The 15,930-nt window shown below is 73.8% G+C and carries 14 protein-coding genes; 10 read left to right on the top strand and 4 right to left on the bottom strand.

The window, feature by feature from the left end:
- Positions 1-37 precede the first annotated feature (37 nt).
- The 5 genes from FN207_RS00450 (at position 38) to FN207_RS00430 (ending at position 5,275) form a co-directional block, all read left to right on the top strand.
- Positions 38-946 (top strand): ABC transporter ATP-binding protein, encoded by a 909-nt coding sequence (locus FN207_RS00450; protein WP_142456453.1) that lies wholly within the window; start codon positions 38-40, stop codon positions 944-946.
- On the top strand, positions 943-1,782 hold the full coding sequence (locus FN207_RS00445; protein WP_246065648.1) for an ABC transporter permease: 840 nt from the start codon (positions 943-945) through the stop codon (positions 1,780-1,782). Before FN207_RS00450 ends, FN207_RS00445 begins: the two co-directional genes overlap by 4 nt.
- A gap of 78 nt (positions 1,783-1,860) precedes the next feature.
- Positions 1,861-2,469, top strand: a complete 609-nt coding sequence (locus FN207_RS00440) for a DUF6338 family protein (protein WP_142456452.1) — start codon at positions 1,861-1,863, stop codon at positions 2,467-2,469.
- A gap of 23 nt (positions 2,470-2,492) precedes the next feature.
- A complete protein-coding gene (locus FN207_RS00435; RefSeq protein ID WP_142456451.1) occupies positions 2,493-3,572 on the top strand; it encodes an adenosine deaminase in 1,080 nt (359 codons plus the stop codon).
- A gap of 233 nt (positions 3,573-3,805) precedes the next feature.
- Positions 3,806-5,275, top strand: a complete 1,470-nt coding sequence (locus tag FN207_RS00430) for a DEAD/DEAH box helicase (RefSeq protein WP_142456450.1) — start codon at positions 3,806-3,808, stop codon at positions 5,273-5,275.
- A 155-nt stretch (positions 5,276-5,430) separates the two neighbouring features.
- On the opposite strand, the gene FN207_RS00425 is transcribed toward FN207_RS00430, so the two are convergent.
- From FN207_RS00425 to FN207_RS00410, 4 genes are all read right to left on the bottom strand, one after another.
- Positions 5,431-6,933, bottom strand: a complete 1,503-nt coding sequence (locus tag FN207_RS00425) for a hypothetical protein (protein WP_142456449.1) — start codon at positions 6,931-6,933, stop codon at positions 5,431-5,433.
- A gap of 166 nt (positions 6,934-7,099) precedes the next feature.
- Positions 7,100-8,041 carry an MBL fold metallo-hydrolase gene (locus FN207_RS00420; RefSeq protein WP_142456448.1) on the bottom strand — a complete coding sequence of 314 codons (942 nt, stop codon included), beginning with the start codon at positions 8,039-8,041 and terminating at the stop codon, positions 7,100-7,102.
- A gap of 10 nt (positions 8,042-8,051) precedes the next feature.
- Positions 8,052-9,002, bottom strand: a complete 951-nt coding sequence (locus FN207_RS00415; RefSeq protein WP_142456447.1) for a fumarylacetoacetate hydrolase family protein — start codon at positions 9,000-9,002, stop codon at positions 8,052-8,054.
- The gene (locus tag FN207_RS00410; protein WP_142456446.1) at positions 8,999-10,582 is read right to left on the bottom strand and encodes a class I adenylate-forming enzyme family protein; all 1,584 of its coding nucleotides are present in this window, start codon (positions 10,580-10,582) and stop codon (positions 8,999-9,001) included. Before FN207_RS00410 ends, FN207_RS00415 begins: the two co-directional genes overlap by 4 nt.
- 105 nt (positions 10,583-10,687) lie before the next feature.
- On the opposite strand from FN207_RS00410, the gene FN207_RS00405 reads away from it, so the two are divergent.
- From FN207_RS00405 to FN207_RS00385, 5 genes are read left to right on the top strand one after another with little or no spacing between them, the layout of a single operon-like run.
- The gene (locus FN207_RS00405) at positions 10,688-12,226 is read left to right on the top strand and encodes an ABC transporter substrate-binding protein (RefSeq protein ID WP_142456445.1); all 1,539 of its coding nucleotides are present in this window, start codon (positions 10,688-10,690) and stop codon (positions 12,224-12,226) included.
- Positions 12,223-13,167, top strand: a complete 945-nt coding sequence (locus tag FN207_RS00400; protein WP_142456444.1) for an ABC transporter permease — start codon at positions 12,223-12,225, stop codon at positions 13,165-13,167. The genes FN207_RS00405 and FN207_RS00400 overlap by 4 nt, the downstream gene beginning before the upstream one ends.
- Positions 13,164-14,075: an ABC transporter permease gene (locus tag FN207_RS00395; RefSeq protein WP_221887981.1), complete on the top strand. Its 912-nt coding sequence runs from the start codon at positions 13,164-13,166 to the stop codon at positions 14,073-14,075. The genes FN207_RS00400 and FN207_RS00395 overlap by 4 nt, the downstream gene beginning before the upstream one ends.
- Complete coding sequence (locus FN207_RS00390) at positions 14,072-15,064, top strand: ABC transporter ATP-binding protein (protein ID WP_142456443.1); 993 nt, start codon at positions 14,072-14,074, stop codon at positions 15,062-15,064. The genes FN207_RS00395 and FN207_RS00390 overlap by 4 nt, the downstream gene beginning before the upstream one ends.
- Complete coding sequence (locus FN207_RS00385) at positions 15,064-15,900, top strand: ATP-binding cassette domain-containing protein (protein ID WP_221887980.1); 837 nt, start codon at positions 15,064-15,066, stop codon at positions 15,898-15,900. The genes FN207_RS00390 and FN207_RS00385 overlap by 1 nt, the downstream gene beginning before the upstream one ends.
- The last annotated feature ends 30 nt before the right edge of the window (positions 15,901-15,930 follow it).

Below are 15,930 nucleotides of genomic sequence, written 5' to 3'. Positions count from 1 at the left end.
GGCGCCGCTCCGCAACCGGGGAGGACACTGGATCCTCGTGACCAGCACGTCCGCGGTACCGGCGTCGACCGCTGCCCCGCGTCCCGGTGAACCGCTCGACCCGGACGCGGCCATCTCCGTCCGGGGGCTGGTGAAGCGCTACGGCACCGCGACCGCCGTCGACGGCCTGGACCTCGACATCCGGCGCGGGGAGATCTTCGCGCTGCTCGGCCCGAACGGCGCCGGCAAGACGACGACGGTCGAGATCTGCGAGGGCTTCCGCGACCGGGACGGCGGCGAGGTGCGCGTGCTCGGCACCGACCCGGCCACGGGCGGGCGCCGCTGGAAGGCGCAGCTCGGGATCGTGCTGCAGTCCGGTGCCGGTGACAGCCAGCTCACCTGCCGCGAGCTGCTGCGCGCCCACGGGTCCTACTACTCCGACCCGCGCGACCCCGACGAGGTGCTCGAGCTGGTCGGGCTGACGGAGAAGGCGCGCTCGCGGGGCAGGACGCTGTCGGGCGGGCAGCGCCGCCGCCTCGACGTCGCGCTCGGCATCGTCGGCCGCCCGGCCCTGCTGTTCCTCGACGAGCCGACCACCGGCTTCGACCCCGAGGCCCGGCGGCAGTTCTGGTCGCTGATCCGCTCGCTGCGCGACCTCGGCACCACGATGCTGCTGACCACCCACTACCTCGACGAGGCCGAGGCGCTCGCCGACCGCGTGGGCGTCATCGCCCGCGGCCGGCTCGCCGAGGTCGCCCGCCCCGCGGAGCTGGGCGGGCGCGGCCGGGCTCCGGCGGTGGTCAGGTGGACCGAGGACGGCGTCCGGCGTTCCGAGGCCACCGCGACCCCGACGGCGTTCGTCCGCGACCTGGCCGCGCGCTTCCCCGGCGAGGTGCCCGACCTGGCCGTGGCCCGGCCGACCCTCGAGGACGTGTACCTGCAGATGATCGGGGAGGACCGCGCGTGAGCGCCGTGTCGACGACCGGGACGACGGACCCGTCCAGGACGGCGCTGCCCTCGCTGGGCGCCGTCTACCGCACCCGCGCGGGGGTGGAGTGCAAGGAGTTCTTCCGCCAGCGCGAGTCGGTGGTCTTCACCCTCGTGTTCCCGGTGCTGCTGCTCGTCGTCTTCGGGGCGGTGCTGGACTACGACCTCGGCAGCGGCGTCACCTTCATCCAGTACTTCGTGCCCGGGGTGATCGCCGCCGGCATCCTCGGCGCGAGCCTGCAGAACATGGCGATCTCCATCGCCACCGAGCGCGCCGACGGCACCCTCAAGTCCCTGTACGGCACCCCGATGCCGCGCAGCGCCTACTTCGTCGGCAAGGTCGTGCAGGTCCTGGCCGTCACGGTGCTGATCATCGCGCTGCTGCTGGTGATCGGCGCCGGCTTCTACGACGTCGTGCTGCCCTCCGGGGCGGACTGGCTGACCTTCGCCTGGGTCGCCGGGCTCGGCGCCGCGGCGTGCACGCTGCTGGGCATCGCCGTGTCGAGCCTGGCGCGCAACGGCCGCTCGGCGTCGGCCACGGTCACGCCCATCGCGCTGGTGCTGCAGTTCATCTCCGGCGTCTTCTTCGAGTTCAGCCAGGTGCCGGTCTGGATGCAGACGGTCGCGTCCCTGTTCCCGCTCAAGTGGATGGCCCAGGGCCTGCGCTCGGTGTTCCTGCCCGACGCGCTCGCCGCGCAGGAGCCGGCGGGCTCGTGGGAGCTCGGCCGCGTGGCCCTGGTGCTCGGCGCCTGGTGCGTCGCCGGCCTGGTGCTGTGCGTCCTGACCTTCCGCTGGCAGGAGCGCGGCACGCGGTGACGACGGCTCGCTCCAGCCTCATGATCGGCACCAGCGCGCCTCACCAGTTCCGAGACGCAACGGCCTTATCACTGGGGTGTGCCTGACTCGATCGTCGCTCTCGCGATCCTCGCTGTGGTCGGCCTGCCCGGCTACGCATACCGCCAGCTGGTCCCGGACAAGGATCCAGCGGCAGGGACGCGATCCGAACTCGCCGAGACGCTCAGCGTGATCTTCTTCGGCCTTCCTTGCGCACTCGCCGGCGCAGTTCTGTCCCTGGTTGCTCTGCCGTCGGAGTGGGCTCGGCTCGTCAACGCGGCAGAAACGAATGCCGACGGCGTCGCGAGCGCGGTGGTGGAGACGGTTCCGTTGATCGTCCTGATCGTGGTCCTGGGTGCCTTCACGACTGCGCTCGGTCTTGCCGGGCTGGTCCTTCTCCCGCGACGTCTACGGGACCTCTCCACGACAGGGCGTCTTGGACAACGCAACAACTGGAACGCGGGGGTCGGCTTGGCCGACTCGCTGGCCATGGTGGCGCTTGCTCTGGGGATCGCCGTGGCGGTAACCGTGCTCGTCCGCGGTCCTTGGTCGGACGAGATCGACATCCCGCTCGCACTAGCCACTGTCGCCTGGGTCCTGGGCGGCGCTTGTTGTGCACTGCTTGTAGCCTGGGCAGTCATTCGGCTGGCCGCACGACGAAGGGCCTGACTGCTCAAGCTAACGTCCGAGGCGTGCCTGCACCGCTCGACGCCGACTCGATCCGCCGCGCTCCGAAGGTCCTCCTGCACGACCACCTCGACGGCGGGCTGCGGCCGCAGACGGTGCTCGAGCTCGCCGACGAGACCGGTTACCGCGGACTGCCGGCCGACGACGCCGGGAAGCTGGGCACCTGGTTCCAGGAGGCCGCCGACTCCGGCTCGCTGGTGCGCTACCTGGAGACATTCGCGCACACCGTCGGCGTGATGCAGCGGCCCGAGGCCGTGCGCCGGGTGGCCCGCGAGTGCGCGCTCGACCTCGCCGCCGACGGCGTCGTCCACGCCGAGGTCCGCATGGCCCCCGAGCTGCTCACCGCCGGCGGGACGCCGATCGAGGAGGCCGTGGAGGCCATCCTCGACGGGTTCGCCGCCGGCAGCGCCGACGCCGCCGCCGCGGGCACGCCCATCACGGTCGGAGCGCTGCTGTGCGCGATGCGGCAGAACGACCGCTGGGAGGAGGTCGCGGGCCTCGTCGTGCGGTACCGCGACGCCGGCGTCGTCGGCTTCGACCTGGCCGGGCCCGAGATCGGCTTCCCGCCCGACCGGCACCCGGAGGCCATCGCGCTGCTCGACCGGGCCGGTGCGCACCGCACCATCCACGCGGGGGAGGCCGCCGGCATCGACAGCATCCGGGCCGCCCTCGACGGCGCCCACGCCGAGCGCCTCGGCCACGGCGTCCGCATCGCCGACGAGGTCCCCGTCGACGGCCCGCTCGGCCCGGTCGCCCGGCGGGTCCTCGACGCGGGCGTGCCGCTGGAGGTCGCGCCGTCGTCGAACGTGCAGACCGGCGCGTACCCCTCCCTCGCCGAGCACCCGGTCGCCCGGCTGCACGCGCTCGGGTTCGCCGTCACGGTGAACACCGACAACCGGCTGATGAGCGGCGTCTCGGTGACCAGCGAGCTGGCCGACGTCGCGGCCGTCCACGGCTGGACGTGGGACGACGTCCAGACGGTGACCGAGCGGGCGCTGGCCGCGGCCTTCCTCGACGACGCCGAGCGGACCCGCCTGCTCACCCAGGTCGTGCGGCCGGGGTACGAGACCCTGCGCGCGGGGTGAGCACGGCCACCACGGGAGCCGGAATGGCGGCGTGAGCTGCGCTGCTACCGTAGAAGCGCCGGCACTCGCCGGACATCCTCCCGGACGGTCCGTCCGGGCATGAGCGCATCCGTGCAGGCCGACCGCCCCGTCCGGGCCGGTGGCCGCCGTGAGGACGCCGAGCCCTGTTGCAGGGGTGGCGCCCGCCCACCACCACGGGACGCGCCCGAGCTGTATCGGAGTCCCACACCCGCATGTCCTTGATCGACCCCGTCGACGTCGTCGACACCCTGATCGACCCCGAGAACACCCCCGCGCCGGCTCCCGAGCCGACCGGCCCCACCTTCGCCCAGCTGGGCCTGCCCCAGCCGCTCGTCACCGCCCTCGAGCGGCGCGACATCCGGGCTCCCTTCGCCATCCAGACCTCCGTCCTGCCCGACGCGCTCGCCGGGCGCGACGTGCTGGGCAAGGCCGCCACCGGCTCCGGCAAGACGCTGGCCTTCGGGCTGCCGATGCTGGCCCGCCTCGGCCTCACCGCCCGCCGCGGCCCGCGTGCCCCCCGCGCGCTGGTCCTCGTGCCCACGCGCGAGCTGGCCCAGCAGGTCTCGGACAACCTGGCCCCGCTCGGCCAGGCCATGGGCGTCCAGTTCGCCACCGTCTACGGCGGCGCCTCGATGTACCGCCAGATCACCCAGCTGCGCCGCGGCGTCGACGTCGTCGTCGCCACCCCCGGCCGGCTGCAGGACCTGATCAGCCAGGGCGAGGCGACCCTCGCCGAGATCGAGATCAGCGTCATCGACGAGGCCGACTTCATGTCCGACCTCGGCTTCCTCCCCGTCGTGCAGGAGCTGCTCGACCAGACCCGCCCCGACGCCCAGCGGCTGCTGTTCTCGGCCACGCTGGACGGCGAGGTCGACAGCCTGGTCCGCCGCTACCTCAAGGACCCGGCGCGGCACGAGGTCAAGCGCGCCGGCGACGACGCCCCGCCGGCCGAGCACCTCGCCTACACCGTCGCCTTCCGCGACAAGGTGCCGGTGACCCAGGAGCTGGCCGCGCGGCCGGGCCGGACGATCGTCTTCGCCCGCACCCAGCTCGGCGTCGACCGGCTGACGGAGAACCTGCAGGCCGTCGGCATCAAGGCCGAGGCGATCCACGGCGGGCTGCCGCAGTCGGCCCGCCGCCGGGCGCTCGAGGCGTTCATGGACGCCCGCAGCCCGGTGCTCGTCGCCACCGACGTCGCCGCGCGTGGCATCCACGTCGACGACGTCTCGCTGGTCCTGCACTACGACCCGCCGGCCGACCACAAGACCTACCTGCACCGCTCGGGCCGCACCGCCCGCGCCGGCGCCGCCGGTGTCGTGGTCTCGCTTCTGCTGCCCGACCAGGTCGGTCAGGCCAAGCGGCGGTTCCGCCAGGCGAAGGTCGACCCGCGCGTCGACCGCATCCGGCCCGGCGACGAACCGATCACCGAGCTGGTGGCCAGCGGCGTGCCGGTGGAGCCGATCGAGCGTCCGGCCCGCGAGTCGCGCCGTCCGCACGGCGGCCCCGGCGGCCGGCGTCCGCGCCGTGACGGCGACCGTCCCCGCCGCCCCTACGGCGAGGGCGACCGCGGTCGCCGCGACGACCGTCCGCGTCGTCCCTCCGGCGATCGCGACCGGTACCGCGGGCCCGGCGAGGGCTCGCGCGGCGGGCGGTCCGACCGCCCCGCACCCGCGCGCGACTGAGTAAGGACCCCGTCCTCCCCACCCTTCGCACGCTCAGGGTGGGAGCCGGGACGGGGCCGACGGCCAGCGGCCGGTCCCGGGACTCCCGGGGCCGGCCGCTGTGCTGTCCGGTGCCCGCTCGTGCTCTGCCCACGACCGTGGGCAGAGCACGAGCGTCAGGAGCGGAAGACCAGCGCTCCGCTGACCTGCGCGACGACCTCGTCCCAGGCGGCCCGCAGCGGGGCGGCGTCCTCGGCGCGCAGCGGAGCCTCGGGCTCGCGCTCGGCGCGGGCGACGGCGCGGCCCAGCGGCGCGGTGGGCGCCAGCAGCTCGTCGACGCGGGCCAGGCCCGCGTACTCGGCGACGTCGCGCACGCCCTCGACCGGCTGGGGAAAGGCCCGGTGGTCGACCAGGCCGGCGGCGCCGTCGGCGACCTCGGCGAGCACCTCCGACAGCTCGGTGAGGTCGTAGCGGTCCTGCTCGGCCGGCAGCGGCATCGTGTCGGTGTCGGTGACCTCCGGCCAGGACGCGATCTCGGTGAGGTCGTGCTGCTCGTCGCCGGCGCAGAAGCGGGCGAGGTCGGCCGGGGTGTCGAACAGATACACCTCCCCGTCCCGGCCGAGGAAGCGGGCGACGTCGTCGACGTAGCAGCGCAGGGTGACCCCGGCGCCCTCGGGGACCACCAGCTCGACCGGCAGGATGCCGACGGCCTCCCAGAACTCCGCGGCCGCGGCGACGGCGGCCGGGGTCGCGGTGATCCGGCTGCCGCCGCGGATGGTGCTCACCCCGGCGGTCGCCGCCTCCTCCGGCGCGGCCGCCGTGGATCCCGCGGCCGGCCGGTCGCCCGAGCCGTCCGAGCCGCGCGCGACGGTGGCCTCCGCCCCGCGGGCGGGAGTGCCGGTGGCCGCGGTGTCGGTGTCCTCGTCATCGGTGTCGTCGTCCTCGTCGCTCGCCGAGGGGTACGCCTCGAGGGTGGTCGTGCCGGCGCCGGTCCAGTCGAGGTGCGCCGACAGCTCCTCGAGGACGTCCTCCCAGAGATCGTCGAGCGCGCCGCCGACGCCGATCCACGCGTCCTCGCCGGAGCGCCCGACGAACGCCTCGACCCCCAGGCCCAGCGACCCGATCTCGGGCCGGGCCACGAGCTCGGCCAGCGCGGGGAACTCGGTCTCGTCGTCGTCGGCCAGGTCCTCGTCGGCGTCCTCGTCGGCGTCGGCGTCGGCGTCGGCGTCGGCGTCGGCGTCCCGGGGCGCGCGGGCCGGGGTCGCGCCGTCCTCGTCCTCGACGCCGCCGCTGTCCAGGCACTCGGCCAGCCGGCTGACGATGTCGATGGTGGCCGCGAGCTCCTCGACGGCCCACCGGTCGGGGTTCTCGGCGGCGATGTCGTAGACGCCGTCGAGGTCGTAGCGGTGGTCGTCGTCGGGCGTCAGGTCCTCCGCGCCGAGCCCGGCCACGACCGGCCAGACCGGGTGGTCGGCGAGGTCGTGGTCGGTGCTGGTGCGGCAGAAGGCCGCCAGCGCACCCGGGGTGGGGAAGAGGTGCACCGTGGCGGTCTCACCCTCGGACGTGCCGAGGAAGGCCTGCCACTCCTCGCCGTCCTCCTCCCACGGCGGCGCCCACAGGGTGTAGCCGGTTCGGTCGTCGACGGTGAGCGCGATCGGGACGATGCTGGGCCTGGCCACGGCCCCATCCTGCCCGGTCCGACCGAGAACGCACTGCGGCGGTCGGCGGCACGTCGTCGCCCACGGGTGCGGCGACGTCCCCGCGCGGATCGTGCACGCCGCCGTGGCAGCAGCCCGCGAGGTCGTCGCCGGGCGCGGGCTGCTGCCGGTGGGGGAGGGGCGGGCCTCAGTCCCGGTAGCCCTCGAGGGCGGCCACCCGGGCGAAGATCTCCCGGGTGTCGGGGCGCTCGAGCGAGGGGTCGAGCTCCAGGTACACCGCCATGACGTTCTGCGCGATGCGACCGGACTCCGCCCACTCGCCGAAGCGCCCGAGCGCGATGTCGTGCATCGCCTCGGTCGGGCTCATCCCGGCCCGGTACCGCTTCGTGGCCTCCTCCTCGACGAACAGGAGGTAGTCCCGCACCTGCCGGATCCCGGAGGTGTCGGTCACCGGTCCGTGCCCGGGGACGACGTGCACCGGGTCGAGCTCGAGCATCGTGTCGCAGGCCCGGACCCAGTTGCGCAGCGGCCCGGCCCAGATGATCGGCGTCCCCCCGATGAACAGCAGGTCCCCGGTGTAGAGGACCCCGGCGGAGGGGACCCACGCGACGCTGTCGCCGGCGGTGTGCGCCGGCCCGAGCTCGAGGAGCTGCACCTCGACCCCGCCGACGTCGAGGACCCGTCGCCCGTCGAAGGTCTCGGTGGGGCGCAGCGGACTGCAGTCGGTCCAGTCGAAGGGCGCGAAGATCTCGCGGGCGAAGCGCCCGGGGCCACCGGGCGCGTCCCGCAGGCTCATGATCAGCTCCGGTCCCGCGTGCTGCATCTCCTGCGCGGTCGCCGACGAGGCGACGATCCGCGCGTCGGGGAACAGCTGGTTGCCGAACCAGTGGTCGCCGTTGGAGTGGCTGTTCACGACCGTCCGGATCGGGGCGGACGCGGTCACCTCCGCCATCCCCTCGACCATCGCCCGGGTCATCGGGACGTCGAAGAGCGTGTCGAACAGCAGCGACTCGTCCGAGCCGACCACCAGCCCGGCGTTGCTCCAGCCCCAGCTGCCGTCCGGCTCGAGCCAGGCGTGACAGCCGTCGCCGAGGTGGTGCAGCCCGCGGGTGAACTCCAGGTCCGCCATCGCGGCCGCCTCAGAACCCGGTCCGCAGGAGGTGCACGGCCGGACCGGGCACCACCTCGTTCTCGATCTCGCCGATCCCCTCGACGCGCATGCGCACCCGGTCGCCCGGCTTGAGCCAGCCCCGGAAGCCCTCGCCCGCGTCGCCGCCGCTCATCGAGAAGTGCTCGAACAGGCAGCCGGTGGGGACGGTGCCGGACCCGAGCACGTCGCCCGGGCGCAGCGTCGTCCCGCGCGAGGCGTAGGCGACGATCTCGCCCCAGGACCAGTCCATCTGGTCCATCGGGCCGCCGCCGACCTCCTCGTCGTTGACCCAGACGCGCATGTCGAGGGCGAAGGAGTTCCCGCTGGCGTGCGGGGCCAGCTCGTCGGCCGTGACGAAGACCGGGCCCAGCGTCGTCGAGCTGTCCTTGCCCTTCGCCGGACCGAGGTTCAGCCGCATCTCGCGGGCCTGGAGGTCCCGGGCGCTCCAGTCGTTGAAGATCGTGTACCCGGCGACGTGGTCGGCGGCGGTGGCGGGGTCCAGGTCGGAACCGGCCCGGCCGATGACGGCTGCCACCTCCAGCTCGAAGTCGAAGCGCTCGCAGCCCGGGGGCACCGGCACGGGGTCGTGCGGACCGATCACCGCGACGGGGTTGGTGAAGTAGAAGGCCGGGATCTGCTCCCACTCGCGGTCCAGCTGGGCCGCGGCCCCGAGTCCGGCCCGGCAGTTGCGCATGTGCTGCAGGAAGCACAGGAAGTCGCGCATGGCGGGCGGCTGCAGCGGCGCGCGCAGGACGGCGCCGTCGAAGGGGCGGACGTCCTCGGGGGAGGACGTGGCGCGCTCGCCGGCCTCCCGCAGCCGCGAGCCGTCGTCCCCGAGCAGGTCGACGAGCGTCGTCCCCGCCGCGAGGCCGTGGATCCGGTCGTCGACGACCAGCCCGATCCGGTCGGTGCCGTCGGCGTCGTAGGTCACCCATCTCATGGTCGTGCCTCCTGGGGTCCGGACTCCGGCCGACCCTCGGCCGTGAGCAGGAACTTGCGGATCTTGCCGACGGAGGTCCGGGGGAGCTCCTCGACGAGCAGGACCTCGTGCGGACGCTTGGCGGGGGAGAGGTTCTCGGCGCACCAGGCGAGCACCGAGGCGGCGAGGTCGGGTCCGGGCACCCCCGCCGGCACCACGTGGGCCACCGGGACCTCGGTCCGGAGCGGGTCCGGACGGGCGGTGACGGCGACCTCGAAGACGCCGGGGTGGCGGGCGATGACCTGCTCGATCTCGACGGCCGAGACGTTCTCACCGGCCACCTTGAGCTGCTCGCTGCTCCGCCCGGAGAACGACCACGTGCCGTCGGCGGCGACGGTGGCCCGGTCGCCGGTGCGGAACCAGATCCGCCCGTCGGCCTCCCGCGCCGTGACGACGCCGTCGCTGGCGGAGGGGTCGTCGAGGTAGCCGGTGAAGACCGTGCGCCCGGGCAGGCCCCCGACCTGGATCTCGCCGTGCGCGGGCAGGGGGAGCGGCGCGCCGGAGGCCAGGTCGCCCAGGCGGACGAGGCACCCGGGCGTGACGCCGCCGAGGCCTGCCGGGCCGGCGCCCTCCGGCGGCTGGCTGAGCACCGCGGGGCCGGTCTCGGTCATGCCGTAGAGCTGCCGCGGCCGGCAGCCGACCAGCCGGGTCACCCGGTCGTACTCGTCCGCGGTGAGGTCCTGGGCGAACCACAGGTGCTCGAGCGGCCGGCGCAGCGGACGGTCCCCGCCCCGGGCCAGCACCATCCGCAGCGGCGCGGCGAACAGCGAGGCGTGCGTGGCCTCCAGCCGCTCGAGCTGGGAGAGGTACCGCGTCGCGGAGAAGGCCGGCACCAGGGCGACGGAGGCGCCGACGGCGATGGCCGCGGCGAAGCAGTAGTACTGGGCGTTGGCGTGGAAGAGGGGGAGCGCGACGAGGAAGCGGGAGCGCGGACCGAGCCGGGCGGCCTCGGCCATGACCTCGCCGGTGTGGGCGTAGACCCCCTGGCTGACGACCACCCCCTTGGGCGCCGAGGTGGTGCCCGACGTGAACAGCACGCTCAGGACGTCCTCGGCGGTGACCGCCGGCGCCGGCGCGGCGGAGCCGCCGTCCCGGGCGAGGCCGCCCACCGTCACGTCGGCGGCCGAAGGCACGACGACCGTCCGGCCGTCCGTCGCCCCACCGGGCACCTGCGGGGCCTGGTCGGTCCCGCACACGACCAGGCGGGGCCGCAGGCGCTCGTGCTGGTGGGCGAGCTCCGGGGCGCGGGCCCGCGGATCGCTGCTGCTGAAGGTCGCGCCCAGGACCGCGCAGGCCAGCCAGACGGCCACGAAGGCCACCGAGTTCGGCAGGACCAGCAGCACCCGGTCGCCCCTGCCCACCCCGCGGGCGGCGAGCCCGGCGGCCGTCCTGCCGACGAGCGCGTCGAACTCCGCATAGGTCCACGTGAGGACATCGCCCTCCTCGGTCTCGAAGACGAGGAACGGCCGGGCCGCGTGGTCGCGCACGGCCCGGGACCACAGGCCGGCGAAGGACGGCCAGCTCAGCTGTCGGCGCTCCACGGTGAGGACTCCCGGGGTGGTCGGGGCCGGGGACGAAGAAGGTCTTGCCAGGACAATCAATTGAATATAAACATGGCGTGGATCACACCTGTCAAGGGAGACGAGATGCGAATCCGGATGCTCGCCGTGGCGATGGCAGCCGCCCTCGTGACTGCCGCCTGCGGCTCGGACGGGGGCTCGACCGCGGGAGGGGAGGCCAGCGCCTCGGCCGGGCCGGCCGACGAGAACGCGGTGCTGCGCTTCTCGTTCGGGACGCCGGCGGGGAGCAACTACGACCCCGCGACCACGACCAACCAGTTCGTGAACGTCTACCTGTACCCGGTCTACGACCGGCTCGTCGACGTGACGCCCGAGGGTGAGCTCCAGCCGATGCTCGCCGAGTCCTGGGAGTTCACCGACGACGACCGGACGCTGCGCCTCACGCTGCGCGAGGGGGTCGTCTTCCACGACGGCACGCCGTTCGACGCCGAGGCGGTCAAGGCCAACATCGACCGCGCCAAGAGCCTCCCGAACTCCTCGCTCAAGGCCGACCTCGCGGCGGTGACCGAGGCGGTGGTCGTCGACGAGCGGACCGTCGACCTGCGGCTGGGCGCCCCCGCCGGCTCGCTGCCGGCGCTGCTGGCCGACCGCGCCGGGATGATGGTCAGCCCCGCCGCCTTCGCCAACCCCGACCTGGACCTGCAGCCGGTGGGGACGGGCCCCTACCGCGTGACCGAGCACCAGCCCGGCGTCGTCATCCGGTACGAGCGCTCCGCGGACTACTGGGACCCCGACGTCCAGACCCTCGGTGGCCTGGAGATCCAGATGCAGCTCGACCCCGAGGTGCGGCTGCGCTCGGTCAGCGGCGGTCAGGCCGACGCCACCCAGCTCAACCCCGACCAGGTCGAGGCGGCCGAGGGGCCCGGGGTCACGGTGGAATCCGCGCCGTCGCTGGGGTCCTTCACCCTCTTCCTCAACAAGAGCGGCCCGGCTCTGTCCGACCAGCGCGTGCGCGAGGCGATCAGCCTGGCCATCGACCGCCAGGGCATCAGCGACGCGCTGCAGGCGGGCCGGTGCACGCCGAGCACGCAGCTGTTCCCCGAGGACTACTGGGCGCACAACCCCGACATCGCGGCGCCCGAGTACGACCCCGACCGTGCCCGCGAGCTGCTCGCCGAGGCCGGCCAGGAGGACCTGGCGCTCAACGCCGTCGTGATCAACGTGCCCTTCTACACGGCGCAGCTGGAGGCCATCCAGGCGCAGCTGGCGGAGGTGGGCATCGACCTGACCGTCACGTCGCTGGAGCCCACCGAGCTGCTGTCGCGCTTCGTCGGCGGCGAGGCGGACATGTACTTCAGCAACTGGCCCGGCGCCACCGACCCGGCCAAGACCGTGGCGACGCTCCTCTCCCCGCAGGGCACGCTGAACCCCGGCGGGTACAGCAACCCGGAGATCGACCGCCTGGCGGTGGAGGGCCTGTCGGCCACCACGCAGGAGGACCGGGCGCCGTCCTACCAGGAGCTGTCCGAGGTCATGGTCGAGGACGCCACGCAGATCGTCGTCTGCAACGCCACCAACACCTTCGTCCACACCGAGCAGGTCTCCGGCCTGGAGTCGACGCTGACCGGGCTGTTCGACTTCCGCGGGGTGACGGTGAGCGCATGATCCGCATGGTGGCGAGGCGGCTCCTCGCCCTCGTCCCGCTGGTCTTCATCGTGACCCTGCTGGTGTGGGGCCTGGTCCTCGTCATCCCCGGGGACCCGGCCCTGGCGATCGCGGGTGACTCCGCGACGCCCGAGCAGGTGGAGGCCATCCGGGCGGACCTGGGGCTCGACGACCCGGTGCCCGTGCGGTACGGGCGCTGGCTGGCCGACGCGGTGCAGGGCGACCTCGGGACGTCGCTCTACACCAGCTACTCGGTCACCGACGCCCTCGCCGACCGGCTGCCGGTGACGCTGTCGCTGGTCTTCGTGGCCTTCCTCCTCGCCGTCGTCGTGGGGACGACGATCGGCGCGCTGGCGGCGACCCGGAAGGGACGGCCGACCGACCGGATCCTCACCGTCACGACCTCGGTGGGCCTGGCGGTGCCCAACTTCTGGCTCGGCCTGCTCCTCGTCACCTTCTTCGCGCTCAAGCTGGAGTGGTTCCCCTCCGGCGGATACGTGCCGTTCACGGAGGACCCGGTGGGGTGGCTGCGCAGCATCGCCCTGCCGGCCGTCACGCTGGCGACGGCGGTGGCCGCCGAGCTCGCGCGGCAGATGCGCGCCAGCATGTCCGACGTCCTGGAGCGGGACTTCGTCCGGACCCACCGGGCCAAGGGGCTGCGGTCGTCGACCATCGTCCGCCGGTACGCCCTGAAGAACGCGTCCATGCCCGTCATCACCGTGGCGGGGCTGCAGGTCGCCCGCCTCTTCGGCCTGGCCACCGTCGTCGAGATCATCTTCAACCTCAACGGCGTCGGCGCCCTGGCCGTGGACGCGGTGTTCGACCGGGACATCCCCGTGATCCAGGGCTGCGTCCTCGTCATCACGGTGATCGTGCTGCTGGTCAACCTGCTCGTGGACGTCAGCTACGGCCTGGTCAACCCGAAGGTGCGTACACAGTGACGACCATCCGCCCGACGACCGCGGCCGGCGCGCGGGAACGACCGCTGACCGACCGGCCGGAGTCACCACGGCAGCGCTTCGTCCGCCGCTTCCGCCGGGAACGGCCCGCCGTCGTCGCCCTCGTGGTGGTCGTGCTCATCGCCCTGGCCGCCCTCCTGGCGCCGCTCCTGGCCACGCACGACCCCGACGCCCAGGTGCTCACCGACCGCCTGCAGGCCCCCAACGGCGAGCACTGGTTCGGCACCGACGACCTCGGTCGGGACGTGTACTCGCGGCTGCTCTACGCCGGCCGGATCTCGCTGCTGGCGGCGGTGCAGGCGACGGCCATCGGGATCGCCATCGGCGTCCCCCTCGGCCTGGCCGCGGGGTACCTCCGGGGCTGGGTGGACGTGGTGCTCAGCCGGATCGCCGACGCGGTCATGAGCATCCCCGCGCTCCTGCTGGCCCTGGCGATCGTCGGCATCCTGGAGCCCGACCTCACCAGCGCGATGATCGCGATCGGGCTGGTCTACGCCCCGCAGTTCTTCCGGCTCACCCGCGCCAGCACCCTGGCGGTGCGCGAGGAGACCTTCATCGAGGCGGCCCGCAGCGTGGGCGGCACGTCGCGGGCGATCATCACCGGGCACGTGCTGCCCAACGCGCTCTCGCCGCTCGTCGTGCAGATCTCCCTCGCCATGGGCTTCGCGATCCTCTTCGAGGCGAGCATCAGCTTCCTCGGCCTGGGCGTGCAGCCGCCCGACTCGTCCTGGGGTTCGATGCTCGGCCGGTCGACCCGGTTCTTCGAGCAGAGCCCGCACCTGGTGCTCATCCCCGGCCTGGCGATCCTCGTGACGGTCCTCGCCTTCAACGTGATCGGCGACGGCGTCCGGGACTCGCTCGGCAGAGAGGTCAGGAGGCCGACCCAGTGAGTGACGCGCTGCTGGAGGTGGAGGGCCTCGCGGTGGAGTTCGCGACGGCCCAGGGCTGGGCCCGGGTGGTCGACGACGTGTCGTTCACCATCGGGCGCGGGGAGACCCTGGGGCTGCTCGGTGAGTCCGGCTGCGGGAAGTCGGTGACGTCGCTGGCGGTCATGGGGCTGCTGCCGCCCCGGTCCTCGCGCATCGCCGAAGGCTCCATCCGGCTCGACGGCCGGGAACTGCGGGGGCTGCCGGAGTCCCAGCTCAGCGACATCCGCGGCAACGCCGTCTCGATGATCTTCCAGGAGCCGATGACGAGCCTGGACCCCGCGTTCCGCGTGGGCGAGCAGATCGCCGCGGTCCTGCGCCGGCACCGCGGCGCGTCGCGGAGCCAGGCGCGCCGGCGGGCCGTCGAGCTGCTGGAGCTGGTCGGCATCCCCGAGGCGGCCCGGCGGGTCGACGACTACCCGCACACCTTCTCCGGCGGCATGCGGCAACGCGTGATGATCGCCATCGCGCTGGCGTGCGAGCCGGACCTGCTCATCGCCGACGAGCCCACCACGGCGCTCGACGTCACGGTGCAGAAGCAGATCCTCGAGCTGCTCGCCGGCCTGCAGGAGCGCCTGGGCATGGGCGTCCTGTTCGTCACGCACGACATGGGCGTCATCTCCCAGATCAGCGACCGCGTCGTCGTCATGTACGCCGGGCAGGTCGTGGAGCAGGCGGCGACGGAGGAGGTCTTCTGGCACCCGCAGCACCCCTACACGGAGGGGCTGCTCGCCTGCCTGCCGGCCGAGCACGGCCGGGAGCGGCTGCGCGGCATCCCCGGGCTGGTGCCGGGCCCGCTCGACCTCCCGGGCGGCTGCCGGTTCCACCCGCGGTGCCACCACGCCGTCGCGGGCCTGTGCGACGTCACCCCGCCGGGCCTCGACGAGGTCCTGGCCGGCCACCGCGCCCGCTGCCTGCTGGCACGCGACATCGAGCTGCAGGGGATCTCCTGATGGCCGAGCCGCTGCGGATGGGCAAGGAGCCGGCCGCGCCGGAACCGCTGCTGAGCGTCCGGGACCTCACCAGGACGTTCGTCACGCGGCGGGACCTGCTCGGCCGGCCCCGGGAGCGCCTCACCGCCGTCGACGCCGTCTCCTTCGAGCTGGGCGCCGGCCGCACGCTCGGCCTCGTCGGCGAGTCCGGCTCGGGCAAGAGCACGACCGGCCGCCTGATCGCCCGGCTGATCGAGCCCGACGCAGGCACCGTGGTCCTCGGCGGCCGCGACGTCACCGCCGCCGGCCGGGAGGAGCTGCGGGAGCTGCGCCGCGACGTCCAGATGGTGTTCCAGGACCCGTACTCCTCCCTGGACCCCTCCTGGATCGTCGCCGACGTCATCGCCGAGCCGCTCAAGTACTCCTCCGGGCTCGGGCGCCGCGAGCGGCACCGGCGCGCCGCCGAGCTGCTGGACCAGGTCGGCCTGGACCGGCGCGCGGCGATGCGCTACCCGTACGAGTTCTCCGGGGGGCAGCGGCAGCGGCTGGCCATCGCGCGAGCCCTGGCCCTGGAGCCCCGGCTGATCATCTGCGACGAGGCGGTGTCGGCTCTCGACGTCTCGACCCAGGCGTCGATCATCACGCTGCTCGAGGACCTCCAGCGGGAGCTGGGGGTCAGCTACCTGTTCATCTCCCACGACCTGGCGGTCGTCCGCCACGTCAGCCACCGCGTCGCCGTCATGCGGCGTGGCGCGATCGTCGAGACCGGCGACGCCGACCGGGTGTGGTCCGACCCGCAGGAGGACTACACCCGGGCACTGCTCGACGCGGTCCCGAGAGTCGCGAGGCGGGTGTGACGGATGACGCGAGACGCGAGGGTTCAGTCT

The organism is Geodermatophilus aquaeductus (assembly GCF_900182545.1).
In the GTDB taxonomy this organism is placed as follows: Bacteria; Actinomycetota; Actinomycetes; order Mycobacteriales; family Geodermatophilaceae; genus Geodermatophilus; species Geodermatophilus aquaeductus.
This window is presented reverse-complemented; position numbering and strand designations above follow the sequence as displayed.